18 protein-coding genes are annotated in these 24,519 nt (G+C 69.2%); 7 read left to right on the top strand and 11 right to left on the bottom strand.

Features of this window, described 5'->3' with window-relative positions:
* Positions 1-8 precede the first annotated feature (8 nt).
* The 3 genes from holA to O9Y01_RS08040 all read left to right on the top strand — a co-directional run bounded on the left by holA (position 9) and on the right by O9Y01_RS08040 (position 4,236).
* Entirely contained in the window at positions 9-1,103 is a 1,095-nt protein-coding gene (holA, locus tag O9Y01_RS08050) for a DNA polymerase III subunit delta (protein ID WP_269631017.1), read from the top strand.
* Positions 1,104-1,181: 78 nt separating this feature from the next.
* The gene (locus O9Y01_RS08045; protein ID WP_269631016.1) at positions 1,182-1,799 is read left to right on the top strand and encodes a methylamine utilization protein; all 618 of its coding nucleotides are present in this window, start codon (positions 1,182-1,184) and stop codon (positions 1,797-1,799) included.
* A 7-nt stretch (positions 1,800-1,806) separates the two neighbouring features.
* Complete coding sequence (locus O9Y01_RS08040; RefSeq protein WP_269631015.1) at positions 1,807-4,236, top strand: putative bifunctional diguanylate cyclase/phosphodiesterase; 2,430 nt, start codon at positions 1,807-1,809, stop codon at positions 4,234-4,236.
* A 24-nt stretch (positions 4,237-4,260) separates the two neighbouring features.
* On the opposite strand, the gene O9Y01_RS08035 is transcribed toward O9Y01_RS08040, so the two are convergent.
* The 7 genes from O9Y01_RS08035 to O9Y01_RS08005 all read right to left on the bottom strand — a co-directional run bounded on the left by O9Y01_RS08035 (position 4,261) and on the right by O9Y01_RS08005 (position 13,033).
* The gene (locus O9Y01_RS08035; protein WP_269631014.1) at positions 4,261-7,053 is read right to left on the bottom strand and encodes a sensor histidine kinase; all 2,793 of its coding nucleotides are present in this window, start codon (positions 7,051-7,053) and stop codon (positions 4,261-4,263) included.
* Between the two features lie 109 nt (positions 7,054-7,162).
* Positions 7,163-8,122 carry a 2-hydroxyacid dehydrogenase gene (locus tag O9Y01_RS08030; protein WP_269631013.1) on the bottom strand — a complete coding sequence of 320 codons (960 nt, stop codon included), beginning with the start codon at positions 8,120-8,122 and terminating at the stop codon, positions 7,163-7,165.
* Complete coding sequence (locus O9Y01_RS08025) at positions 8,122-8,622, bottom strand: CinA family protein (protein ID WP_269631012.1); 501 nt, start codon at positions 8,620-8,622, stop codon at positions 8,122-8,124. Before O9Y01_RS08025 ends, O9Y01_RS08030 begins: the two co-directional genes overlap by 1 nt.
* Before the next feature lie 5 nt (positions 8,623-8,627).
* Complete coding sequence (locus tag O9Y01_RS08020) at positions 8,628-9,191, bottom strand: phosphatidylglycerophosphatase A family protein (RefSeq protein ID WP_269631382.1); 564 nt, start codon at positions 9,189-9,191, stop codon at positions 8,628-8,630.
* A gap of 77 nt (positions 9,192-9,268) precedes the next feature.
* On the bottom strand, positions 9,269-10,231 hold the full coding sequence (gene thiL / locus O9Y01_RS08015) for a thiamine-phosphate kinase (protein WP_269631381.1): 963 nt from the start codon (positions 10,229-10,231) through the stop codon (positions 9,269-9,271).
* A gap of 41 nt (positions 10,232-10,272) precedes the next feature.
* Positions 10,273-10,920, bottom strand: a complete 648-nt coding sequence (locus O9Y01_RS08010; protein WP_269631011.1) for a response regulator transcription factor — start codon at positions 10,918-10,920, stop codon at positions 10,273-10,275.
* Between the two features lie 37 nt (positions 10,921-10,957).
* A complete protein-coding gene (locus O9Y01_RS08005) occupies positions 10,958-13,033 on the bottom strand; it encodes a PAS domain-containing sensor histidine kinase (protein WP_269631010.1) in 2,076 nt (691 codons plus the stop codon).
* Positions 13,034-13,298: 265 nt separating this feature from the next.
* Here O9Y01_RS08005 and O9Y01_RS08000 point away from each other — a divergent pair, with 265 nt between their 5' ends.
* The 4 genes from O9Y01_RS08000 (at position 13,299) to O9Y01_RS07985 (ending at position 17,942) form a co-directional block, all read left to right on the top strand.
* Positions 13,299-15,596: an NADP-dependent malic enzyme gene (locus tag O9Y01_RS08000; protein ID WP_269631009.1), complete on the top strand. Its 2,298-nt coding sequence runs from the start codon at positions 13,299-13,301 to the stop codon at positions 15,594-15,596.
* Between the two features lie 409 nt (positions 15,597-16,005).
* The gene (locus O9Y01_RS07995; RefSeq protein WP_269631380.1) at positions 16,006-16,347 is read left to right on the top strand and encodes a ribonuclease; all 342 of its coding nucleotides are present in this window, start codon (positions 16,006-16,008) and stop codon (positions 16,345-16,347) included.
* A gap of 46 nt (positions 16,348-16,393) precedes the next feature.
* Complete coding sequence (locus O9Y01_RS07990) at positions 16,394-16,789, top strand: barstar family protein (RefSeq protein WP_183103513.1); 396 nt, start codon at positions 16,394-16,396, stop codon at positions 16,787-16,789.
* A gap of 502 nt (positions 16,790-17,291) precedes the next feature.
* The gene (locus tag O9Y01_RS07985) at positions 17,292-17,942 is read left to right on the top strand and encodes a phytanoyl-CoA dioxygenase family protein (RefSeq protein ID WP_269631008.1); all 651 of its coding nucleotides are present in this window, start codon (positions 17,292-17,294) and stop codon (positions 17,940-17,942) included.
* 119 nt (positions 17,943-18,061) lie between these two features.
* Here the strand turns inward: O9Y01_RS07985 and O9Y01_RS07980 are convergent, their stop codons facing one another.
* From O9Y01_RS07980 to O9Y01_RS07965, 4 genes are all read right to left on the bottom strand, one after another.
* Positions 18,062-19,255, bottom strand: a complete 1,194-nt coding sequence (locus O9Y01_RS07980; protein WP_269631007.1) for an SH3 domain-containing protein — start codon at positions 19,253-19,255, stop codon at positions 18,062-18,064.
* 650 nt (positions 19,256-19,905) lie between these two features.
* Positions 19,906-20,667: a 16S rRNA (adenine(1518)-N(6)/adenine(1519)-N(6))-dimethyltransferase RsmA gene (gene rsmA, locus O9Y01_RS07975; RefSeq protein WP_183103514.1), complete on the bottom strand. Its 762-nt coding sequence runs from the start codon at positions 20,665-20,667 to the stop codon at positions 19,906-19,908.
* Positions 20,668-20,680: 13 nt separating this feature from the next.
* Positions 20,681-22,009, bottom strand: coding sequence for a peptidylprolyl isomerase (locus O9Y01_RS07970; RefSeq protein ID WP_269631006.1), 1,329 nt, complete (start codon positions 22,007-22,009; stop codon positions 20,681-20,683).
* The gene (locus O9Y01_RS07965) at positions 22,002-24,443 is read right to left on the bottom strand and encodes an LPS-assembly protein LptD (RefSeq protein ID WP_269631005.1); all 2,442 of its coding nucleotides are present in this window, start codon (positions 24,441-24,443) and stop codon (positions 22,002-22,004) included. The genes O9Y01_RS07970 and O9Y01_RS07965 overlap by 8 nt, the downstream gene beginning before the upstream one ends.
* Between the last annotated feature and the right edge of the window lie 76 nt (positions 24,444-24,519).

Here is a 24,519-nt window from a genome sequence, read left to right as displayed (position 1 = left end):
CCGCCACCATGCAGATCCGCCCCGACGCGCTGGCCGCGCAACTCGCCAAAGGCCTCAAGCCCCTGTACACCGTGCATGGGGATGAGCCCCTGCTCGCGCAGGAGGCCGCGGACGCCATCCGTGCCGCGGCGCGCGCCCAGGGCTACAGCGAGCGCAAGGTCTTCATCGTCAGCGGCGCCTATTTCGACTGGGGCCCGGTGCTGGGCGCGGCGCAGGCGCTGAGCCTCTTCGCCGAGCGTCAGTTCATCGAGATCCGCATCCCCTCCGGCAAGCCCGGCAAGGACGGTTCCGAGGCCCTGCAGCGCTATTGCCAGGCCCTGCCCGAGGACGTGCTGACGCTGGTCACCCTGCCCCGCCTGGACAAGACCCAGCTCTCGAGCGCCTGGTTCACCGCTCTGGACCAGCAAGGCGTGAGCATCAAGGTCGAACCCGTGGAGCGCCGCGCCCTGCCGCAGTGGCTTGCCCAGCGCCTCTCGGCGCAGGGGCAGTCCGTGGTCGAGGGCGAGGAAGGGCAGCGCAGCCTGGCCTTCTTTGCCGACCGCGTGGAGGGCAACCTGCTGGCCGCGCACCAGGAGCTGCAGAAGCTGGCCTTGCTGCATCCGCCGGGGCCGCTGAGCTTCGAGCAGATCGAGAGCGCGGTGCTGAACGTGGCGCGCTATGACGTCTTCAAGCTCAGCGAGGCCATCCTCTCGGGCCAGACGCCCCGCGTGCTGCGCATGCTCGAAGGCCTCGAAGCCGAGGGCGAGGCCGCCGTGCTGGTGCACTGGGCCCTGGCCGACGACATCCGCGCCCTCAAGCGCGTGCGCGAGGCCGTGGATGCCGGCAAGCCCCTGCCCATGGCCCTGCGCGAGTCGCGGGTCTGGGGCGCCAAGGAGCGGCTGTTCGAGCGCATCGTGCCGGGGCTGCATGGCATGCAGGTCCAGGCCCTGGTCGATGCCGCCCAGGTCGTTGACGGCATCGTCAAGGGCCTGCGTCACCGCGACTGGCCGCTGGACCCCTGGGCCGCGCTGCAGAAGCTGGCGCTGATGCTGCTGGAGACCGCGCTGGGTCAGCCGGGTCGCGGGGCGGGCGGACGTCACGCCAGCCTCGTTCTCAAGGCCTGAGACGGCTGATTCGGCACGCCGCGACGCGGTGTTTCGCGTTATGGTCTGGCCTGTTGTCCCTTCCTGGAAGGCGCAGGCATGCAGCCCACGCTCCCGCGAACGATCCGAACCCTGTTGGGCGGCAGCTGCGCCGCCCTGTGCCTGCTGCCGGGCCTGGCCGCAGCCATTCCCTGGCAGTTCCAGCTTCGCACGGCCGAAGGCCAGCCGCTGGCCGAGGCGGTGGTCGCCGTCGAGATCAAGGGCCCCGCGCGCAGCAGCAACGGCCGCGCCGAGATGGCCCAGCGCGATCGCCAGTTCCAGCCGCATGTGCTGGTGGTGCAGACGGGCACGGCCGTGTCCTTCCCCAACTTCGACACGGTCCGCCACCACGTCTATTCCTTCTCGCCCATCAAGCCCTTCGACATCAAGCTCTACTCGGGCACGCCCTCCGAGCCCGTCGTCTTCGACAAGCCGGGCGTCGCCGCGCTGGGCTGCAACATCCACGACCGCATGGGCGCCTTCATCGTGGTGGTCGACACCCCCGTCTTCGGCAAGACCAACGCCCAGGGCGAGCTGAGCCTGGACCTGCCTCCGGGCGAGCATGCGCTGAAGCTGTGGCACCCCTCGCGCCTGCAGCCGCTGCTGCTGAGCCAGAAGCTCACCGTGCCTGCCGGGCAGGCCTCGGGCCAGTCCAGCCTGGTGCTGGCCCCGCAGTGAAGGGCCGATGCTGATGGGGTCCCCGCAACTGCCGGCCTTCCTCAACCCGCGCCGCATCGAGGGCCGCATCGTGGCCCTGTTCCTGGGGCTGCTGCTGCTGATCCAGCTCGCCAGCTTCGGCTTCATCGGCCACAGCATCGAGGCCAACGCCGAGGCCGCCATCGAGGCCAAGCTGGCCACCGCGGGGCGCATGCTGCAGCGGCTGCTCGTCCAGCAGGCCGCCCGCGAGCGGGCCGCTGCCGAGCTGCTGGCCGCGGACTACGGTTTCCGCGAGGCCGTGGGCCGCAGCCAGGGCCCGTCCGAGCAGGTCGACATCGAGACCCTGCGCGACGCCCTTCACAACAACGGCGAGCGCGTCAACGCCTCGCTGGTGGCCTATGCCAACGTGACGGGCCAGCTGGTGGCCGCCACCCGCGACCAGGCCGAGCTCTACCTGCCCCTGCTCAAGCGCCAGGACCCGGACCCCGAGCAGGCCACCCTCGTCCTGGTGGACCGCGAGATCATGCAGGTGGTCACCGTGCCGGTCCGCGCCCCCATGACCATCGGCCATGTGCTGATGGGCTTCCGGCTCGATGAAGTGCCGCTGCTGGACCTCAAGCGCCTGATCAACGTCGACGCCATGTTCGTCACCGGGGAGCGCGGGCGCTGGCAGGAAAGCGTCTCCGTGGTGGAAGACGCCGAGCGCGGCCCCGCCTTCACCAGCGCCATGGCGGAGCTGAGCCCGGGGCAGTCCCTGCGGCGCGAATGGGGCGGGCAGCACTGGCGGGTGCGCCTGCTGCCCCTGCCGCAGGAGCTGGCCGGCAAGCGCCAGATCGGCGCGGTGATGTGGGCCTCCTTCGACGAAGCGGTGGCGCCCTACCGCCAGCTGCAGTGGTCCCTGCTGGCCCTGACGGCCGCGGGCATCGCCGCCTTCGCCATGGGCAGCGTCTTCACCGCGCGGCGCATCAGCCGCCCCATCGCCTCGCTGACGCAATCGGCACTGCGACTGGGCGCGGGCGACTATGACACGCCCGTGGCCTCGGGCTCCGACCTCGGCGAGGTGGCCGAGCTGGCCCGCAGCTTCGAGGCCATGCGCCTGGGCATCCGCGAGCGCGAGGAGCAGGTCCATCGCCTGGCCTACTGGGACCCGCTGACCGGCCTGCCCAACCGTGAGCAGTTCAGCCAGCGCCTGCAGGAGCGCCTGCAGGCCAGCGAGGCACCCTGCGCCGTGCTGATGCTGGACCTGGACCGCTTCAAGCATGTCAACGACGTGCTGGGCCACCGGCTGGGCGACCAGCTGCTGTGCGGCGTGGCCGCGCGGCTCAGCGAGCTGTGCCGAGGCTCCCAGAGCCTGCTGGCACGACTGGGCGGCGACGAGTTCGCGCTGCTGCTGGACGGCGCCGACGAGGAGGCCGCGCTGGCCATGGCCCAGCGCATCCAGCGCGACTTCGAGCAGTCCCTGCACATCGAGGATCAGACGGTGGACCTGGGTGCCGGCATCGGCATCGTGCTCTACCCGCGCCAGGCCCGCGACGCCAGCAGCCTGCTGAGCCGGGCCGAGCTGGCCATGTACGCCGCCAAGCAGCGTCAAAGCGGCAGCCAGCTCTACAGCCCCAGCCTGGACGCGGGCAGCCAGGAGTCCCTGAGTCTGCTGGGCGAGCTGCGCCGGGCGGTCGAGGGCGGCCAGCTGCGCCTCTTCCTGCAGCCCAAGGTGGACCTGCGCAGCGGCCAGGTCATCAGCGCCGAGGCCCTGGTGCGCTGGGAGCATCCGCAGCGCGGCCTGGTGCCGCCCATGCAGTTCATCCCCTTCGCGGAACAGACCGGCTTCATCCGCCAACTCAGCGCCTGGGTGGTGGCCGCCTCGGCCCGCGCCTGGCGGCAGGCCCGCGAGCGGGGTCAGGTCTTGCGCATCAGCGTCAATCTCTCGACGCGCGACCTGATGGACCAGGACCTGCCCCTGAAGATCCGCGCCGCCATCGAGGCCGAGGGCGTGCCGCCCTCGGCGCTGTGCCTGGAGATCACCGAGAGCGCCATCATGGACGACCCCGCCCGCGCGCTGAGCACGCTGGAGCAACTGTCCGCCATGGGCTTCAAGCTGAGCATCGACGACTTCGGCACCGGCTACTCCTCGCTGGCCTACCTGAAGCGCCTGCCCGTGGACGAGCTGAAGATCGACAAGAGCTTCGTGATGGCCATGGAGCGCGACCTGGACGACGCCAAGATCGTGCGCTCCACCGTCGAGCTGGCCCACAACCTCGGGCTGTCGGTGGTGGCCGAAGGGCTGGAGACCCTGCGGGCCTGGCAAATCCTGGCTCGCCTGGGCTGTGACGAGGGCCAGGGCTACTTCATCAGCAAGCCCATGCCCGAGGCCCAGTTCGTGGACTGGCTGGAGCAGTGGAAGCCACCGGCCCTCGACGCCGAGGATCCGCCGGAGTCGCTGTTCGCGGGCCTGAGCTGATCCGATCCCGCAACCAGCGGGCGATCAGGGGGCGATCAGCGGCAGTTCCAGCGTGAAGCAGCTGCCCTGGCCCGGTTCGCTGCTGACCCGGATGCGCCCCCCCAGCAGGGTCTCGACGATGTTGAGGCAGATCGACAGGCCCAGGCCGCTGCCCCCCTGCCCGAACTTGGTGGTGAAGAAGGGCTCGAACACCCGCTTGAGCACGGCCGGGCTCATGCCGGCGCCGTCGTCCCGCAGGCTCAGCTGGACCTGGTGCGGCCCGTTGAGCTGCGCCTCCAGGCGCATCAGGCCCTGCTCGCGCCCGTCGAAGGCGTGCGTGACGGCGTTGTTGATGAGGATGACCAGTACCTGGCTCAGCGCACCCGGGTAGCCGTGCAGGAGCAGGCCCGCCGGCACCGCGATGTCCAGCTGCACGCCCGCGCGGCGCAGCATCAGGCCCAGGCTCTGGTGGCATTGCTGGCACAGCTCCAGCAGCTCGTAGCGCCGGCGCTGCTCCGCACTGCGATCCACCGCCACCTGCTTGAAGCTGCGCACCAGGGCCGCCGCGGTGTCCATGCAGCGCTCGATGACCTCCAGGCCCTCGCGGGACCGCGTGGCGTGCTGCTGCCAGTCGCTGCGGCGCAGGGGCTCGCGGTTCACGCGGGCCTCGAAGTCGCGCGCATCGCTGAGCAGGGCCGAGGACACCAGCAGGCTGTTGCCGATGGGGGTGTTCAGCTCATGGGCCACGCCGGCCACCATCGCGCCCAGGGCGGCCAGCTTCTCCTGGGCCATCACGTGCCGCTGCAGCTCGGACAGGCGCTGGTAGGCGCGCGCGTTGTCCAGCGCGATGGCCGCGTAGGCACAGAGGCTGGAGAAGATGAGCTCTTCGCGCTGGCCGTAGGCCGCGGCGCGCGGCGACTGCACGGTCATCACGCCCACCACGCGCTCGCCGATCATCAGCGGCGCGAACATCACGCTGAGCATCTGGCTGGTGCCTGGCACCTGCGAGTCTGCATGCGGCTGCTCGTCCACGCCCAGGACGAAGCTGCAGCGCTCCCGCACGCAGCGTGCGCAGTAGCTGTGCGGCGCGTCCACCGGCACGGGCGGGTCCACGAAGGGCTGGCCTTCCTCCACGCCAAAGGCGCAGTAGAGCTGGGTGCCGGCCTCGTCGAGCAGGTAGATGGCCATGCAGGCCACGTGCAGCATGGCGTGCACATGGCGCTCCAGCGAATCGAACACCCGCTCGGCCACCAGCTCGGCCGTGATCTCCTGCCCCACGCGGCTCAGGTGGCTGAGCACCTGCTGCGCATCCTCCAGGGCCCGCGCGCGGGCCGACTCCGCCTCGGCCAGGCGGCGCAGATGCTCGCGCTCCGCGGCCAGGGTCTCGATCTGCTGGTGCAGCTGCAGGGCGGCGGCGCGCTTGGCGGCTTCGTCGCTGAGGCTGTCCTTGCGCACCCGGGCCGCCTGCCGTGCGCTCGCATAGGCCTCCTGGTGCCGGCCGGCGGCGGCCAGGGCCTCGGCCGTCTCCTCGAGCAGGGCCGGCGGCGGGCGGTAGCCTTCGATCACCGCGGCCAGTTGCGAGGCCTCCAGCAGCCCGTCCAGCACTTCGGCCGGCGGCGCCGCAGCCGCGCGCGCGATGGCCGCCTGCAGCCACAGCAGTTCCACCTGCAGGGCCTGCTGCTGCAGCTGGCGTGCCAGGTCTTGCGCGCCCTGGGCCGCGGCCCGCGCTTCAGCCGGGCGCTGCAGACGCAGCAGGCAGCGCGCACGGCCCAGCTCGCCGTCCAGGCGCAGGTCGCTGGAGCCCACCAGCAGGGCGCGCCGGACCAGGGTCTCGAACAGGGTCAGGGCTTGCGGCGCATGGCCGGAGTCCAGTTCCACCTGGCCCAGATAGCTCAGGGCCAGCAGGATGGTGCGGCTGTCGGGGTGGCCGGACAGGGTGTCGAGGCACTCCTGCAGCAGCTCGCGCGCCGCTCCCACCTGCCCGACGCGGCGCATGGCCTCGCCGGTCTGCGCCAGGCACAGGCCGATGGAGCCGGGCCAGCCGGCACGCCGGGCCAGCTCCAGGCCGCGCTGCAGCCAGTCGATGGCGCGGGCATAGTCCGACGACGCGGTGAAGGTGTAGCCCAGGTTCGAGGCCAGGGCCATGGCCCGGCGCAGCTGCCCGGAGGCCAGTGCCAGTTCGAATCCCTGCTCGAGCCAGGTGGCGGACAGCGAGAAATGCGACAGCAGCCCCTCGCGGACGCCGAGGTAGTCGGCCAGGGCCGCGGCGCACATCGGCGAGAGTCCTTCGATGGATTCAGGCAGGCGGCCGGCCCAGGCCTGGCGCGCCTCTTCGGCGTCCCGGAACATGTCGGACCGGGCCAGCACGATGCGCAGGAACAGCGCGCGGTCCGGCTCGGCGGCCCGCTCGGCGCAGGCCAGGGCGTCCAGCAAGGCGCGGCGCAGGCCCTGGGTGTCGCCGCGGTCACTGGCCAGGATGTGCTCGAGCCAGCAGGCATCGGCCAGCCCGCAGTCGTCGCTGCAGGCCTCGAACTGCGCACGCGCCGCCTTCATGCCCTGCTCGGCCTCGTCCAGGCGCAGCTGCTGCAGATGAATCTCGGCCCGGACCAGGGTCATGCGGGCGCCCAGCAGGCGGGCGTCGGCCGCGGGAAGGTCCAGCGTGGGCAGGCCTTCCAGCACGGCGGCGGCCCAGGACAGGGCCTGGCGGCTGTCCAGCTGGCGCTCGGCCCAGGCCCGCCGGGCCAGCGCCAGCAGCGGCAGGGACGGGGGCGCATCGACACCCGCGACAGCCGATGCCAGGCGACCCGGAAACAGCGCAGGCCTGCGAAGCCAGTCCATGGTGTTTTACATCCCGACGACGAAGCCCAAGGCTAACGCAGGGCCGCCGCGCTTGAGAAGCCCCGCTTCAGGGACGCACACCCGCCTGCGGGGCGGCGGGCCGGGCGCTTCAGTAGCCCTGGCTGCGCTCGACCCGGTGCTGCAATGTCGTTCCGCTGCGCAGCGCCCTGACATTGGACGCCACCACCTCGGCCGCCGAGCGCGGATCGGTCTGCGCCGCCGTGTGGGGCAGGACCGTCACCCGCGGGTGCGACCAGAAGGGATGGGGCGCCGGCAGCGGCTCGTGGCGGAAGACATCCAGCACCGCATGCCCGACGTGGCCCGTGTCCAGGGCCGCCAGCAGGGCCTGCTCGTCGACATGGGCGCCGCGCGCCAGATTGATGAGGCTGGCGCCCCGCTTGAAGGCGTCCAGTCGCCGGGCGTCGAAGAAGCCGCGGGTCTCGTCGGTGAGCGGCAGCAGGTTGATCACCGTGTCCGCCGCGGCCAGGCCCCGGGCCAGGCCGTCTTCGCCATGCAGGCCCTGCACGCCTTCATGTGTCCTGGGCCGGCGGCTCCAGCCCGAGACGGCGTAGCCCAGGCCGGCCAGGCTGCGGGCCACGCGGCCGCCCAGCTCGCCCTGCCCCAGCACCAGCACCTGCCATTCGGCCGCACGCAGCTGCGGCGGCTGGCGCCACTGCGCCGCGCACTGCTGCTGCTGGCACTGGAAGAAGCCGCGGTGCAGGGCCAGGGTGGCCCACAGCGCCGTCTGCACCATGGCCTCGTTCATGGCTGGGTCGACCATGCGGCACAGGGGGATGCCGGCCGGCAGGGTCAGGTCTTGCATCAGCCGGTCCACGCCCGCCCACAGGGACTGGATCAAGGCCAGGCGCGGCAGGCCCTGCAGGCTGCCGGGCGGCGGGTTGGCCACCACGGCAATCTCGATGGCCGCGGCCTGCGCCGGGTCCTCGGGCGCCTGAAGCACCCAGTCCTCGCCCGGCAGGGCCTGCTGCAGGGCCTGCAGCCAGCGCTGCTGCTCGGCCCGGCCTTCGGGCTGGTCCAGCGCCCAGGCACCACACAGGAGAATCGCCATCAGCTGTCCCGGTCCTCCAGGGCCTCGCACAGGGCTGCCAGGCCCACGCGGACGGTGGCCGCTCGCACGGCATGACGGTCGCCCTTGAACAGCTCCTGCCAGACCTTGATGGGCTTGCCGTGGTGGTACAGCGCCAGCCAGACCGTGCCCACGGGCTTGTCCTCGCTGCCGCCGCTGGGCCCGGCGATGCCGGTCACGGCCAGGGTCCACTCGACGGGCGCATGGGCGTACAGGCCGCGCGCCATGCTCTGCGCCACCTCGGCGCTGACGGCGCCGTGCAGCTCCAGCAGGCCCGGCGGCACGCCCAGCATCTCGGTCTTGGCCTGGTTGCTGTAGCTGACCACGCTGCGCTCGAACCACTGGCTGGAGCCGGCCAGGCTGGTGCAGGCCGCGGCGATGAGCCCGCCGGTGCAGGACTCGGCCGTGCCCATGCGCTCGCGGCGCTGGATGAGGGCCAGGGCGATGCGTTCGATCAGTTCGGGTTCGTCAGGGCACAGCATGATGGTCATCCTCCGATGGTGAAGCGCCACAGCGCCAACACCACGAGGGTACATCCAGCGGCCACGAAATCGTCCAACAAGATGCCCAGCCCCTGGCGCCAGCCGATGGCCTCGCCGGGCCTGCACTTGAACAGGCCGTCCGCCCACCGCACGGGCCCGGGCTTGGCCGCGTCGAAGTAGCGGAAGAGCCCGAAGGCCAGCAGCTGGCCGCCGAAGCCCACGGGCATCACCAGGCACAGGACCAGCCAGAAGGCCAGGATCTCGTCCCAGACGATGGAGCCCGGGTCCGCCACGCCCAGGTGCTGGGCGCAGCGCGTGCAGGCCCACACGCCCACCAGGGTGCCCACCGCGATCAGCAGCAGCCATTGCAGCTCCGCCAGATGCGGCCGCAGCAGCACGAAGCTCAGCCAGGCCCACAGCGTGCCCACTGTGCCCGGCGCCACGGGCGAGAGGCCGCTGCCAAAGCCCAGGGCGATCCAGCGGGCCGGATGGCGCAGCATGAAGCCCACCGTGGCGCGGCGCGGAGCCATGCCGGCGGGCGCCGCGCTGCTGGGCGTGGCGTCGGCCATGTGCACGTCATCCGGGCGCAGGGGCGCGCCGCTGTCGTCCGTTGCCTCGGGGGTCAGGTCTTGCTGCTCACTCATGCTCAGCTCTTGAAATGGTCGAAGGACGCGAAACGGCGGGCCATCGGCTGACCCTGGGCATCCAGCAGGCGCAGGCCCGGTTCGGCGCTGATGCGGCCCACGCAGCTCACCGGCGTGCCGGCGCGGGCTGCGGCCTCACGCACGGCCTGATGGCGATCGGCCGGCGCCGTGAAGACCAGCTCGTAGTCGTCCCCGCCGGCGAGCAGGCATTCCAGCTGCAGGACCGGGTCTTGCGCGGCCAGGACGGCGCTGCGCGGCAGGGCGTCGACCTGCAGCTCCACGCCCACGCCGGAGGCCTTCAGCACATGGCCCAGATCGCCGCCCAGGCCGTCCGACACATCGATGGCGCTGCTGGCGATGCCGCGCAGGGCCTGGCCCAGGGCCAGGCGCGGCCGGGGCAGCTCCATGGCGCGGCGCACCTGGGCGAACTGCTCACCGGGCAGCGAGAGCGTGCCGCGGAAGACCTCCAGGGCCAGGCGCGCGTCGCCCAGGGTGCCGCTGATCCAGAGCTCGTCACCGGGCCGGGCACCGCTGCGCAGCAAGACCTGACCCTGCGGTGCCTCGCCCATCACGGTGATGCAGATGTTCAGCGGGCCCGCCGTGGTGTCCCCGCCGGCGAGGGCAATGCCGTGGGCGTCGGCCAGAGCGAAGAGGCCGCGGGCGAAGCCTTCCAGGAACGTCGCATCGGCGCGCGGCAGGGCCAGGGCCAGGAAGAAGGCCCGGGGCGTGGCGCCGCAGGCGGCCAGATCGCTGAGGTTGACGGCCAGGGCCTTGTGGCCCAGGCGCTCGGGGTCGACAGTGGAGAGGAAGTGCCGGCCCTCGACCAGCATGTCGGTCGAGACCAGCCACTGCCAGCCCGGCGTGGGCGCCAGCACGGCGCAGTCATCACCGATGCCCTTGACCACGCCGTCCGCGGCGCGATCCCCGCGGTCGAAGAAACGGCGGATCAGCTCGAATTCACCCAGGCTTGCACTCATGCGGCGATTGTCGCCGGACGGCGCAGGGCTCAGGCCGCGCCGGGCTCACGCAGGAGGTTGGACAGCTCGACGGCGGACTTCACCTCCATCTTGTCGAAGACCCGCGCCCGGTGCACCTCCACCGTGCGCACGCTGATGTGGAGCTGGTCGGCGATCAGCTTGTTGGGCAGGCCGCGCACGATCAGCTGCATCACCTCACGTTCGCGCTCGGTCAGCTCCTGCACACGCTGCTGCAACAGGCGATCGCGGTCGCGCAGGGCGATGGCCTCGCCGCTCTGCGCCAGGGCCTGCAGCACGCGGTCCACCAGGGCGTTGTCGGAGAAGGGTTTCTCGACGAAGTCGTAGGCGCCGCGCTTGAGGGCGTCGACCGCGCTGGGCACGTCGCCATGGCCGGTGAGGAAGATCACGGGCAGGCGCCGCAGCAGACCGCGCTCGATCAGGCGCTCGAACAGGGCCAGGCCACTGAGGCCGGGCATGCGCACGTCCAGCAGCAGGCAGCTGGGGCAGTTGGGCCAGTGGGCGCCGCCCTCGGGCAGGCCGTCCAGGAAGTCGAGAAAGGCCTCGGCGCTGGCAAAGCCCTCGAAGAGCTGACGGCGCGAGCGCAGCAGCCAGCCCAGGGCGTCGCGCACGACCTCTTCGTCGTCGACGATGTAGACCATGGGCAGGCTGGAGGACATGGGCAGGCTCCTTGTCGGCAGTCCGGATGTTAGAGCCTCAGCCCGCGGTGTCGGCAGGCAGCGTGAAACGGAACACGCACCCGCGCCGTGCGCCCTCCTCGCCCAGGTTCTCGAAGTCCATGGCGCCGCCATGCTGCTCGATGACCGTGCGGCACAGGCTCAGGCCCAGGCCCATGCCCTCGCTGCGGGTGGTGAAGAAGGGCGTGAAGAGCTGGCGAGCGACGCCCTCGGGAATGCCCGGGCCGCGGTCCTGCACGGTGATCATCACCCAGCGGCCTTGCTGGCTGGCGCCCAGGGTCAGCACGCGATCGCCCAGCGCCGTGTGCGCCTCCATGGCCTGGATGCCGTTGCGGCTGAGGTTGAGCAGCACCTGCTCGACCATGGTGCGGTCGCAGCGCAGGGCGGGCAGGCCGGGCGGCAGCGCAACCTCGATGCGCGTGCCGCTCTTGCGGGCCTGCAGGCGGACCAGGGGCAGCACGGCGTCGAAGAGCCGCTCCACGGCGATGGACTCGCGGGCCTGCTCGCGCCGGCGCACGAAGTCGTGCACGCTCTTGATCACGCGGCCGGCGCGCTCGGCCTGCTCGGCGATGCGGGACACCGCCTGGCGCACCATGTCCGGCGTCTGCGGGTCCGTGGCCTCCAGGCGCAGCAGGTTCAGTGAGGCCGCGGCATAGCTGGCGATGGCCGAGAGCGGCTGGTTCAGCTCATGGCTCAGCAGCGAGGCCATCTCGCCCACCGTCGCGAGCCGGGCCGTGGCCTGCAGGCGCTCCTGCTGCTGGCGCGAGAGCTCCTCGATGCGGCGCTGCTCGCTGATGTCCAGCGCCGCGCTCATCCAGCCGGTCTGCTGGCCCTGGGCGTCCAGCAGCGGGGCCTCGAAGATCATCACCGGGAAGCGCTCGCCGTTGCGGCGCATGAAGACGGTCTCGAAGCCCTGGCGCGGGTCCTGGCCGCCGGGCGCGGGCGTGTCCGCCTGCCAGCGGGCGCTGCGCTCGCGGTGGCGGCGCCGGTATTCCTCGATGAACTCGGGCGGCCAGTAGGGCGGCGCGCTCTGCTCGCGCTCGCCGCCGGTGGTCAGGATCTCCTCGGCGCTGAAGCCCACCATCTGGCAGAAGGCCGGGTTGACGTAGCTCACGCGGCCGTCCATGTCCCGGGCCCGCAGGCCGGTGATCAGGGAGTTCTCCATGGCCTTGCGCAGGGCCAGGGCCTCGGCCAGGGCGCGCTCGGCGGCGGCGCGGCGGCGCACGTCGCGGGCCAGCAGGATCACCACGCCGAACAGCGCCAGGGACAGGCCCAGCACCAGCGAGGTCATCAGGTTGGGGATGAGCTTGGGGCTGCCCGCCGCGCTGTCCACGCGCAGCTGCAGGGTCAGGCCCGGCATGTCCAGCACGCGCTCGGCGCGGAAGTGGCCGGCACCACGGACCAGGCCGGCGCGGGCCAGCCGGGTGCCATCGCCCTCGACGAAGCTGAACTCGTGGCGCCGCGCCTGTTCGGGCGTGGAGGCTTCCTCCAGCCATTGATGCAGGCCGAGGGTCGCGACCAGGTAGCCCTCGGTGCGGCCGGCCTGCAGGCGGGGCAGGCACAGGTCGATCACCTCCAGGCCGTCCCCTCCGCCCAGGGGCACGAAGTAGCTGCGCGAGTACTGCGGCGAGCCCTGGCGCACGGCGGCCGTGCAGGCCAGCTCGGTCTCCAGCTGCAGCTCCGTGCGGGCCAGGCGCGCGAACATGGGCCCGCCGAAGGGCGACTCCACCGCGCGCTGCACCTGGCGCCGGGCGTCCCGCCATTCCAGGCGCAGCAAGGGCCGCGAGGCGCGCATCAGGCGTGCGGCCTCGGCCTGCCAGTTCATGGCGCCCTCCTCCCACATGAGGGCCTGCACGTCCTGCATCTGGTGCGAGCCCAGCTGCTGCAGCCGGCCCACGAGTTCCAGCGCGAGGGCGTCGACCTGATCCTGGGCGCGCTGGGTTTCGTAGCTGAGGGTCAGCGCCAGCAGCAGGCTCTGGGCGACCAGCAGCAGGCCGATCAGGGCCGCCCAGAGCAGCCAGCGGCGCCCGCGACGGGGCGGCAGCGCAGCGGCCGGCTGCGCGAGGCTGGCAGGGGAGGGGCAGGAGTCAGTCATGAGGTCGGCCCAGTATTGCTGCTTGGCGCGCAATTCAGATGCGCAGTTTCGCGTACCCCGGCGCGGCCATTCGGGTTCACACTAGGACGTTCGAGCACCGGAGCCCCCCGCAGGCACCGGCTGGGGCGCATGCCGATTCGGCATGGCGGCGTCAGCTGGCGTCAGGACCCGGCTCCTACAATCGCCGCCCACCCCGGCTTGTCCGGACAGGCGCCAGGGCGCAAAGCCCGGCACCGGTTCCGGTCCTGAACGACGAGACCTGTCCATGCCCACTGCTGAACAAAAACGCGCCCAGCTCCGCCAAGCCGCCCTGGAGTACCACGAGTTCCCGACCCCGGGCAAGATCGCCGTCACGCCCACCAAGCAGCTGGTCAACCAGCGTGACCTGGCCCTGGCCTACTCCCCCGGCGTAGCCGCGGCCTGCGAGGAGATCGTGGCCGATCCGGCCAATGCCTTCCGCTACACCTCGCGCGGCAACCTCGTCGCCGTGGTCACCAACGGCACCGCCGTGCTGGGCCTGGGCGACATCGGCCCGCTGGCCTCCAAGCCGGTGATGGAAGGCAAGGGCGTGCTCTTCAAGAAGTTCGCCGGCATCGACGTCTTCGACCTGGAGATCCAGGAGCGCGACCTCGACAAGCTGGTCGACGTGATCGCCGCGCTGGAGCCCACCTTCGGCGGCATCAACCTCGAGGACATCAAGGCGCCGGACTGCTTCTACGTCGAGCGCAAGCTGCGCGAGCGCATGCAGATCCCCGTCTTCCACGACGACCAGCACGGCACCGCCATCGTGGTGGGCGCCGCCCTGCTCAACGGGCTGAAGGTGCTGGGCAAGGACATCAAGCAGGTCAAGCTCGTGACCTCCGGCGCCGGTGCCGCCGCCCTGGCCTGCCTGAGCCTGCTGCTGAAGCTGGGCCTGCCGCGCGAGAACATCTGGGTGACGGACCTCGCCGGCGTGGTCTACACCGGCCGCACCGAGCTGATGGACCCCGACAAGGCCCAGTTCGCCCAGCCCACCGAGCTGCGCAGCCTGCGCGAGGTGATCGCCGGGGCCGACGTGTTCCTGGGACTCTCGGCCGGCGGCGTGCTCAAGCCGGACATGGTGGCCAGCATGGCCGAGCGTCCGCTGATCTTCGCGCTGGCCAACCCCACGCCGGAGATCCTGCCCGAGGAAGTGCAGGCCGTGCGCAATGACGCCGTGATGGCCACGGGCCGCACCGACTATCCCAACCAGGTCAACAACGTCCTGTGCTTCCCCTACATCTTCCGCGGGGCCCTGGACTGCGGCGCGACCACCATCACCGATGAGATGGAAATCGCCGCCGTGCACGCCATCGCCGAACTGGCCCAGGCCGAGCAGAGCGAGGTGGTGGCCGCGGCCTATGCCGGCGCCAACCTGAGCTTCGGCCCCGAGTACCTGATCCCCAAGCCCTTCGACCCGCGGCTGATGATCAAGATCGCCCCGGCCGTGGCGCAGGCCGCCATGGACTCCGGCGTGGCCCGCCGCCCCATCGTCGACTGGGACGCCTACCGCGAAAAGCTGCAGAGCTTCGTCTATGCCTCGGGCACGACGATGAAGCCCATCTTCCAGATTGCCAAGCGGGCCAACGCCCACAAGCGCGTGGCCTATGCCGAGGGCGAGGAAGAGCGCGTGCTGCGCGCCGTGCAGGTGGTGGTCGACGAAGGCCTGGCGCGCCCCACGCTGGTCGGCCGCCCCGCCGTCATCGCCCAGCGCTGCGAGCGCTTCGGCCTGCGCCTGCAGGAGGGCCGCGACTACGACATCGTCAACGTCGAGCAGGACCACCGCTACCGCGACTACTGGCAGACCTATCACCGCCTGACCGAGCGCAAGGGCGTGACCGAGCAGCTGGCCAAGATCGAGATGCGCCGCCGCCTGACGCTGATCAGCGCCATGCTGCTGCACAAGGGCGAGGTCGACGGCATGCTCTGCGGCACCTGGAGCAACACGGCCATGCACCTGCAGTACATCGACCAGGTCATCGGCAAGCGCCCGGGCGTCAAGACCTATGCCTGCATGAACGGCCTGATCCTGCCGGGCCGCCAGGTCTTCCTGGTCGACACCCACGTCAACTACGACCCCACCGCCGAGCAGCTGGCCGAGATCACGGTGATGGCGGCCGAGGAGCTGCGCCGCTTCGGCATCCGCCCCAAGGCGGCGCTGCTTTCGCACAGCAATTTCGGCTCCAGCAACAACCCCTCGGCGGTCAAGATGCGCGAGGCCCTGGCGCTGATCCAGCAGTCCGCCCCCTGGCTGGAGGTGGACGGCGAGATGCACGGCGACACCGCGCTGGACGCCAACTACCGCACCCAGCTGATGCCGCGCACCACGCTGTCGGGCGAGGCCAACCTGCTGGTGATGCCGAACATCGACGCCGCCAACATCAGCTACAACCTGCTCAAGACGACGGCCGGCGGTGGCATTGCCATCGGTCCGGTGCTGCTGGGCGCGGCCAAGCCCGTGCATGTGCTGACGCCCTCGGCCACCGTGCGCCGCATCGTCAACATGACGGCCCTGACCGTGGCGGACGCCAACGCCGCCCGCTGAATCCCCTGCCGGACGCCCGGGCCCGGGAGGGCCTGGGTGCATCGCCCCTCAGCCCGTCGGCGTGCTGTGGCGCCGCAAATTCAGCGAATCCTCCGGCAGGAAGTGCACCTTTTTTGTGCAATTGTCCGTCTGGAGCACAGACTCTTCATAAAAGTTTGTGACGGCTCACTGAGCCTGATTTCCGAGCAGGAAGTGAGCATTTAAGCCCGCCATAAGCATGGTGTGCGCACACTCACATTGCCGCATTTCTAGGCATCGGCAAAACCCTCGGCTTGAGATTTCCGGGGGGCTTCGGTACCATCTTGCCTTCAGGATTCAGGGTAAACCCGTGTTTTTGCTCGATCGGTCAGGGGCTTGGCCCGCGTGGCGACAGTGGGGCGGCGTCCTCACAGCAGCTGTGGTCTTGGCAATGGCGCCCAGTGCGCAGGCCAAGGAAAACGCCTCCACGACCGGCGCAGCGAGCGGCACGGTGGCCTTGTCGGCCTTGCCGCGCGAAGCCCAGCAGACCCATCAGCTGATTCTTTCCGGGGGACCTTTCCCCTACGAGAAAGACGGCGTGGTCTTCGGCAATCGCGAGCGGCAGCTGCCGAAGAAGGCCCGCGGCTTCTACCACGAGTACACCGTCAAAACGCCCGGCGCACGCAACCGCGGCGCCAGACGGATCGTGTGCGGCGGCCAGCCCCCCAGCAATCCCGAGGTTTGCTATTACACCGAGGATCATTACGCGAGCTTTCGCAAGATCGTGAAATGAGCAGCGGCGCACCCAGTTCTGTGACCATTCTAGGAGGAACGTGACCATGCTTTTGCAGACCGTCCGTCCCAATATCGTGCAGGCCATACGGGCCTACCGCGTAGAGGACTTGATGCAGGCGGCCCAGGCGGCCGGCCAGCATTTCCTCTACGCCAACCTGACCGAGGCGGAGTCCAAGCAGGACGTGCTGGAAGGGATCGCACAGTCCTTCCTCTTCCCTGCGCATTTTGGCAAGAACCTCGACGCCCTCTATGACTGCATGACCGACCTGGTCCACAAGTCCGGCGCGCAGCCGGGCTTCGTGGTGGTGCTGGAGCAGCTGCCGGACAACCTGCGCTTCGACCGCGAGTCCCGCGAGCAGTTGCTGGACGTGTTCCGCGATGCCGCCGACTACTGGGCGGATCGCAAGGTCCCCTTCCGGTGTTTCTATTCTTTTCAGTAGCCCGCTCCCAAGAAAACGGGTCATGGGAGCGGGCTGCTGAGGTGGCCCCGGTTGCTGAGAAGCCTGCAACGAAGAGCAGCAAGGCTGCTGCGAATGCCAATTTCGGCATGAACATGCCGATGATGAGCAGTGCCTTTGACACTGCCATGTGGCTCAGCGCGGCATGAGACCACCCCCTACGGCCTGACGGCCGCCCCCTCAAGGGGGCAATACCGACTGCCCGGCAAAGCCGGATCAGCGGTATTCGCTGGGGGCGAAGCCCACCGGGTTGTACCGGTGGGCTTCTTTGTTTCTAGGGTCGTGCACATGGGGGCACTGGGCACCCCGCTCGGCCCAAAAGGCGGCGGCATGAAGGACTGCTCAGCAGCGGCTGCCGCTGGCAGTCATGCCCGGCTGATTCGTCTGCTCTCGGCCAGGAGTGGCCGGCCGCGACCGCCAGCTTCTAAGCAATTCGACACAGCAGTTCGCTATGCTTCCGGGACATCAACTTCCTGGCCCTGAAATGCAGCTCGACGTTGATGGATTTACCCTTGTTCCGATGCTTTTGAGCGAAGCAGAGTGCAATGACGTAGCCCAAGCTCTTTCATTGGCCGAATCGCGAGGCGTCGGTTCGAGGCGGTTGTTGGAGGAAAACTGGTGTGCTGATCTCGCGCACAAGGTAATGATTCATGCTGAGATTCGCAGGTACCTGCCGGCCGATGTTCGGGCAGTTCAGTGCACGTTCTTTGAGAAGTCTGCTGAAAAGAATTGGCTGGTGCCGATTCACCAGGACCTGAGCATCCCCGTTGCGCGTCGAGTGAGTCACCCGGCGTTGTCGGGCTGGAGTGAAAAAGAAGGCGCGGTGTTTGTACAGCCGCCGGACACGGTCCTTCGGCAACTCCTCGCAGTTCGCGTTCACATCGATCGCTGCTCCGAGGAGGATGGGCCTCTCCGACTCGTCCCAGCGTCGCATGAGCTTGGTCGTGTCGATCCCGGCCGCGCTGCGATCTTGGGACGGACACAAGGCTTCGTCGTGCCCGCGGAGCGTGGCGACGCACTGGTCATGCGCCCCTTGGTTCTGCATGCTTCCTCAAAGTCGTCAGGCACAAGCCGACGAAGAGTGTTGCACTTCCTGTTTGGCCCTGAAGCGCTGCCGTTTGACCTCGCCTGGTGACGGCGCCGCTCTTGCGTCGCCGTTCGGCCAAAAGCCGTCGCTCCTCACCGGCCGCTTCCGGGCATCTCTGCATCTCATCTGGGCCGCCGCCTTACTGCGCACAGGCCACCTTCTAGCATCTACTGCCGACGGGCCTTCGCATAGTTCGCAGGCACTCGTTCCAGATACTTCTTCAAGACCCATCCCGTTCGGTACTCCTCGTGCAGCCAGTGGTAGTACTCGATCTCCACCCACTTGCCGTCCTTATCAGTCTCACGCACCACCTCGTTGGGCATGAGCTGGCCTTCTATGGCCGATCCATGCTCTGGCTTTGACCGAACCGTGGCAATGCGATCGCGCACAACTAGGCGCTCCTCTGGCTCCTGTGCCGCTTGCACCAAGGTCTTTTCGATAAGGGTCGTAAGGTTCTGAATCTGCTTGGCCTGCACCTGCAACATCACGGCGGTCTGCGCTTGGAATGCTTCCGTTTTGGCCTGCTGCAACGAGCTGTTGTACTCCTGGTAGAAGAAGATTACGAAGATCAGAAGGAAGCTGATCAGTGTGATGACATCGGTTTGCTTCTTGCTGAGGATGCCCTTCTCTGGCAGACCCGCCTTTGGGTTCATAGAGCCATCTGGCTCTATGCCCAGCAATGCCAGCTGCTCTTGAATGCCCTCCGGTCCCATCGCCCGTGCCAAGGCCGCAGCGGAGCCCCAATCGATGGTGGGCAACGCGACCTTGCCAAGTCCGAGCTGTTCTTGCAGCTCTTTGACCGGTCCCATGAGGCCGAGCACCTCGTTGGGCACCTTCCACTGCTTGTTGATGTGCTCGAAGTCTTTGAGGTAGCTCTGAATGCTGCTCCCCACTCCCAATCCTTCAAGCAGCTTCTTGGTCTGCGCTCGTGAGTCCTCGGCTTGTTGGGCCAGCATCTTGGCAACCGATCCGATGCCCAAGGCCTGATCTGTAATCGCCTTCATCTGGCTTCGCATGGAGCTACCGTCAGTGAGCTCCTTGACGAGTTGCTGGGTGGTGGCGTCCCCCAGAACACTCTTGCGAATGTCGGCCATGGGGTCGAACATCTTTCGCATCTTTTCCAGCTGGGCACGCTCAGATTCTTGCCAAGCTTTGTATGCAGACCCAATGGCAGAGTTGGAACTCAAGAGGTCTTCATACTGCTTGGCAATCGAAATCGCTGGCGACTGCAAGGCTTTGAGGTCCTTGGCCATCTGGGCATAGATCGTGTTTCCAGCCAGCTCCCGCACCTGTTTGCCGATCAGATTGCTGTCGATCAAAGCATTGCGCCACGATGAGCGCTCCTCTTCGATGCGAGCCATCTCTCGTGCCAAGCCGCTTCCCACAGCTGTTTCATAGATTCTTGCCAGGTCCAAGCTTGTTCCCCCAGAGCTACCTTATTTGTGTTGCCACGATGGAATTTACTTCCAAACACTGAGCGGCAAACGCCGGGCGGTTTCAATCCCGGAATGCAATACCTCGCCGTCCGGTAAGGTGTGGAGATGACGAGACGATTTCAGCAGATGCTGGCCGAAGAGCGAGTGACGCCGCCGGCGCTGCGGCAACAGCGATAGAGCCTGCGGCAGATCAGGCAGGTGCTCGGGCGCAGTGCGGGCAGCGCGAGCCGGGAGCTCAGGCGCAGTTCGACGGCCACGGGCTACACGTCGAAGACGGCCGAGGTAGCCTCTCAAGCACGCCATGTGGCCGCGCGTGCGCGCGCATAGGGAACTCAAACGCTTCCCAAAGCCTGAAGACCAGAACTAGGCCCGGCAGGACGGACGTCTGCGGCAGTGAGATCGTGGCAGCGGTGACCGGCTGCTTCGGGGCGAGGAGATCAGGACGATCAATGTCGTTGATGGGTCGCTTGCTGCCAGTGGACACGCCAGAACAGAACGACGGCACCCTGCCCGAACCCGTCGTCACGCACGAACGACGACGTGGTCAAGGAAAAGCCCGCTCATGGCGGGCTTGGTCATTTCTGGAGCTGCTGCGCGAGGGCCACGAACTCGTGGACGGGGACTTCCTCGGCGCGGCGCTGGAGGTCGAAATGGCCCTGGAAGCCGCGCTGGGCGAGCCAGACGCCCAGGCTGTGGCGCAGGAGCTTGCGGCGCTGGGAGAAGGCGGCGGCGACCATCTGCTCGAGCAGGGTCGAGTCCAGCACCGGCGGCTGGGCCAACGGGATCATGCGGACGATGGCGGAGTCCACGCGCGGGGGCGGGTCGAAGCACTCGGGCGGCACGTCCAGCACCGACTCGATGTCATAGCGCCACTGCAGCATCACCGACAGCCGGCCGTAGTCCTTGCTGCCCGGCGAGGCCGCCATGCGGTCCACGACTTCCTTCTGCAGCATGAAGTGGTGGTCGACGACATGGTCCACGAAGCCCAGCAGGTGGAAGAGGATGGGCGTCGAGATGTTGTAGGGCAGGTTGCCCACCACGCGCAGCTTCTTCCCCTTGGACGCGGCGATGGCCGCGAAGTCCACCTTCAGCACATCGGACTCGATCACCTCCAGGTCGCCCCGCTTGCGCAGGCGGGCGGCGAGGTCGCGGTCCAGCTCGATGACGGTCAGCGGCTGGATGCGGGCCAGCAGCGGCAGGGTCATGGCACCCAGGCCGGGGCCGATCTCCACCATGGCATCACCGGGCTCCGGCGCGATGGCGTCGATGATGGACTCGATCATCGCGCCATCGGTCAGGAAGTGCTGGCCGAAACGCTTGCGGGCGACGTGCTGCATCAGGCGCCTTCGCTCACTGCCACTCGCGCATCTCGATGAAGGCGTTGGCGCGCAACTCCTTCAGCCAGTCCTTGTAGGCGTCCTCGTAGCGGCGCTCCCGCAGGGCCACCTTGGCCTGCTCACGCAACTGCTTGGGCTCCAGCTCGACCTGGCGACGCTCCAGCACCTGGATCATGTGCACCCCGAAGCGGGACACCACAGGACCGGAGATGCCATTGAGCGGCAGGGCGTTCATGGCTTCCTCGAACTCGGGCACGAAGGTGCCCGGCCCGACCCAGCCCAGATCACCGCCATTGGGCGCGCTGCCGTCCTCGGAATTGTCCCGGGCCACCTGCTCGAAGCTCACCTGACCGGCCTCGATGGCCCGCTTGAACTCCAGCAGGCGGCGCGCGGCCACCTCGGCCGTCAGCTGCTGCGAGGGGCGCAGCAGCACGTGGCGGGAATGGGTCTGGGTGATGACGTTGGGATTGGCAGCGGCCTCGCGGGCCAGCAGCTTGATGATGTGGAAGCCCACCTCGGAGCGGATCAGGCGGGGATTGACCTGGCCCGGCTTGAGCTCACGCACGGCGTCGACGAAGACGTCCGGGAGGCGTTCCGCCTGGCGCAGGCCCACTTCGCCGCCCCGGTCCTTGTTGGCATCCTCGGAGAACTCGCGCGCGATCTTGGCGAAGTCCTCGCCCGCCTTGACGCGGGCCAGGGCCGTCTCGGCACGGGCCTTGCGCTCGGCCACCTGGGCCTCCGTGCCCTTCTCGGGAATGGGGATCAGGACCTGGGCAATGTTCAGCTGCGGGTTGCTGTCCGCCTTGGCCTGGCGCTCGTCCAGGTAGCGGTCGATGTCGCCGTCGGTGATGTTGATGCGCTTCTGCACTTCACGCTCGCGAACCCGCTCCATGAGCATCTGGTCGCGCAGGTTCTCGCGGAAGGTCCTGAAGTCCATGCCGTCGGCCTTCAGGCGTTCCTTCAGCTCGGCCATGGTCAGCTTGTTCTGCGTGGCCACATTGGCCACCACGCGATCCAGCTCGGGGTCCTCGACGCGCTGGCCGGTCTCGCGAGCCAGGGTCACCATGGCACGCTCCTCGATCAGCGCCTCCATCGCGGCCTTGCGCAGCTCGTCCATATTGGGATTGGCCTCGCCGCGGCGGCGGGCCTCCGCGCGCGAGCGCTCGGCCCGCAGCGTGATCTCGCTGGCCGCCACGACATCCTGGTTCACCACCACGGCGATATGGTCCCCGGGCTTGATGCGGCTGGCGCCGGTCTGGGCCGAGGCCTGGGGCACCACACTGGCGTACAGGCTGGCGCATATGCCGGCGACAAGAAGGGAGCGTAGGGACAGATCAGTCATAGATGCCATGAGAGCTTGCCGAGCGGTCTGAGCTCAGCTGACGGTAACCGGGGATATTGTCCTTCAAGACCCTGAGCGCATTGGAACCGAGCTGGGAGAGGCCCACCAGCTCGATCTGCAGCAGCAGGCGCGTGTTGGTTTCGGCGCGGCCGGCGGAGAGGCGCTCGGCACCCACGCGCAGCACCCAGCAGCCGGCGTCGTACTCGAAACCCACCACCGAATCGGTGAGGCGCCGGTCGCGCATGCTGTACTGGATGCGGCCTGCGCTGTACCAGGCACCGCTGCAGCTGCCGGCACTGCTGCGGCGCTGCGGGCGCTCGGCGGCGCCGAACAGCGGCCATTGCCAGGCCAGCTCCACCTGCTCACTCTGCTCGCGGGCCAGGCGGTAGGCGACGCTGACCGTGCGGAAAGGACCGGGCGCATAGCGGGCCCGCAGCACCGAGCGCATGGTCCGGCCGGCCTCGGGGCTGTACTGCAGGGCGCCGTCCATCCACCAGCGGCGGTCCAGGTGGGCGGCGCCCACCAGCAGGACATCCGAGACCCGCTGCGACACCGGCTTGTCGTCCGGCGTGACGCGCTGGTCGGCGAAGAGGAAGCGCTGCACCAGGCCCAGGCGCAGCATCTCCTCGCCCTGGGCGGCGTCCAGCCAGCGCGAGGTCACGCCGGCGGTCAGCGAATGCGCGTCGGACACCCGGTCCACGCCGGAGAACTGGTTCTCGGCGTAGATGGAGTCGGCGTTGAAGTCCTTGGCCGCGCTGTCGAAGCGCGGGAAGAGGTCCTGCTGGCGATAGGGCGTGCGCACGTACAGCAGGCGGGGCTCCAGGCTCTGCTGCATGGCGCGGTCGAACAGGGTCGTGTTGCGCTCGAAGACCCAGCCGTGGTCCAGGCTGAAGGTCGGGATGCTGCGGCCCAGGCTGGTGCGGCCGTCGGCCACGGGCTGGTCCAGGCGGTAGCGCGCGGCATTGAGCGAGACCTTGGGCACCAGCCACCATGCGGCGCCGCCCATGGGCAGGCTGACGTGGCCCAGCATGTGCACGCGCTCGCCGGTGTTGGGCACGGGCAGCAGCTTCTTGCCCAGCGGATCCGACGGATCCAGCAGCTGCCTCGAGGTGGTCAGGTCGAAGCGGTTGTATTCCAGCTCCAGGCCGCCCTCCAGGCGGGCGCGGCGCCCCCAGGGGCGGAAGCCGGCCAGCACCAGGTCGTCGGCCTGGGTGTTGAGGCGCAGGCCGACCTGGGGCGAACGCTGGTAGGGCGTCTCGAACTGCGCGGCCACGTCCAGGCCCTGCAAGGCCTGCCAGCGCTGCATGCGGGCGTAGGTCTGCATCTCGCCCCAGCCGTAGCTGCGCAGGCGGCTGAGGCTGAAATCGGCCGGCAGCAGGCGCTGCGGCACGTTCTGCAGGCGCCGCGGCATGTCCTTCCAGTATTCGTCGTCGGACACCCGCTCCAGGCGCCAGCGGTAGCGCCAGTCGTCCATCAGCTCGCCATCGTGGCTCAGGCGCAGGTCCCAGCGGCTGCGGTCGATGATGCGGTCGCGCGGCAGCAAGGCCAGGTTCAGCTGGCCTGCATGGCCGGGCTCGAGGTAGCGGAACTCGCTGTCCAGGCCCGCGCCACGGCGGGTCATGAAGAAGGGCGTGAGGGTGGCGTCGCGCTGCGGCGCGATGTTCCAGTAGTAGGGCAGGCCCAGCTCGAAGCCGCTGCGGTTGTCCAGGCCCATATTGGGCGGCAGCCAGCCCGATTTGCGCCCCTCGCCCAGCGGGAAGCTCAGGGCGGGCGCGGCCAGGATGGGCACGCCGTAGAAGCGCAGCACGGCGTCCTCGGCCACGCCCTCGTTGGCGTCGAAGTTCATGCGCAGCTGCCGGGTGGTGAGCTGCCAGGCGGGCCGGCCGCTGCCTTCTTCGACGGGGCAGCTGGAGTAGGTCGCCCCTTGCGCCTCCACATGCGAGGCGTCGATGAAGCGCAGGCGCTGGGCGCGGCCGCTGCCGCCCGTCAGCGCGAAGCTGTACTGGGGCGAGACGAATTCGCCCTCGAACTTTTCCAGGTAGAGCTGCAGGCTCGGCCCGCGCACCACGGTGCCGTTGCGGCTGACCTCCACCGAGCCTTCGGCCCGGGCGAGATCCTTCGCCTGGTCATAGCTGATCTGGTCCGCGCGCAGCAGCAGGTCGCCGTAGCGCAGGCGGACCTGACCCTGGGCGAGGGTCTGGGCATCGACCTGGCTCTTCAGGGATTCGGCCTCCAGCACCAGGGCCGGCTTCTGCTCGGCATTGCCCGCGCGGGCCGTGTCCAGGCTGCGGGCCGGCTTCAGTCGCGGCGGGATGGCCTCGGGGTCCAGGGTCTGGGCGCCCACGCTCATGGCTGCCAGCGCCAGGGGCGTCAGAGCAAGCAGGGAGCGCAGGGAGGTCAGCGGGGGTGGCAGGACGGGAGCGGGACGCAGCACGGCGACGGCATCGATCGAAGTGGAGTGGCAGCCTGCTGGGCAGGCCGGCGCTCGCCATGACGGCGGTTTGTAGAAT

This window comes from Pelomonas sp. BJYL3, assembly GCF_027257975.1.
Taxonomy (GTDB): Bacteria; Pseudomonadota; Gammaproteobacteria; order Burkholderiales; family Burkholderiaceae_C; genus Roseateles_B; species Roseateles_B flavus.
The sequence above is the reverse complement of the archived record's forward strand: the minus strand, read 5'-3'. Positions and strand labels throughout refer to the sequence as shown.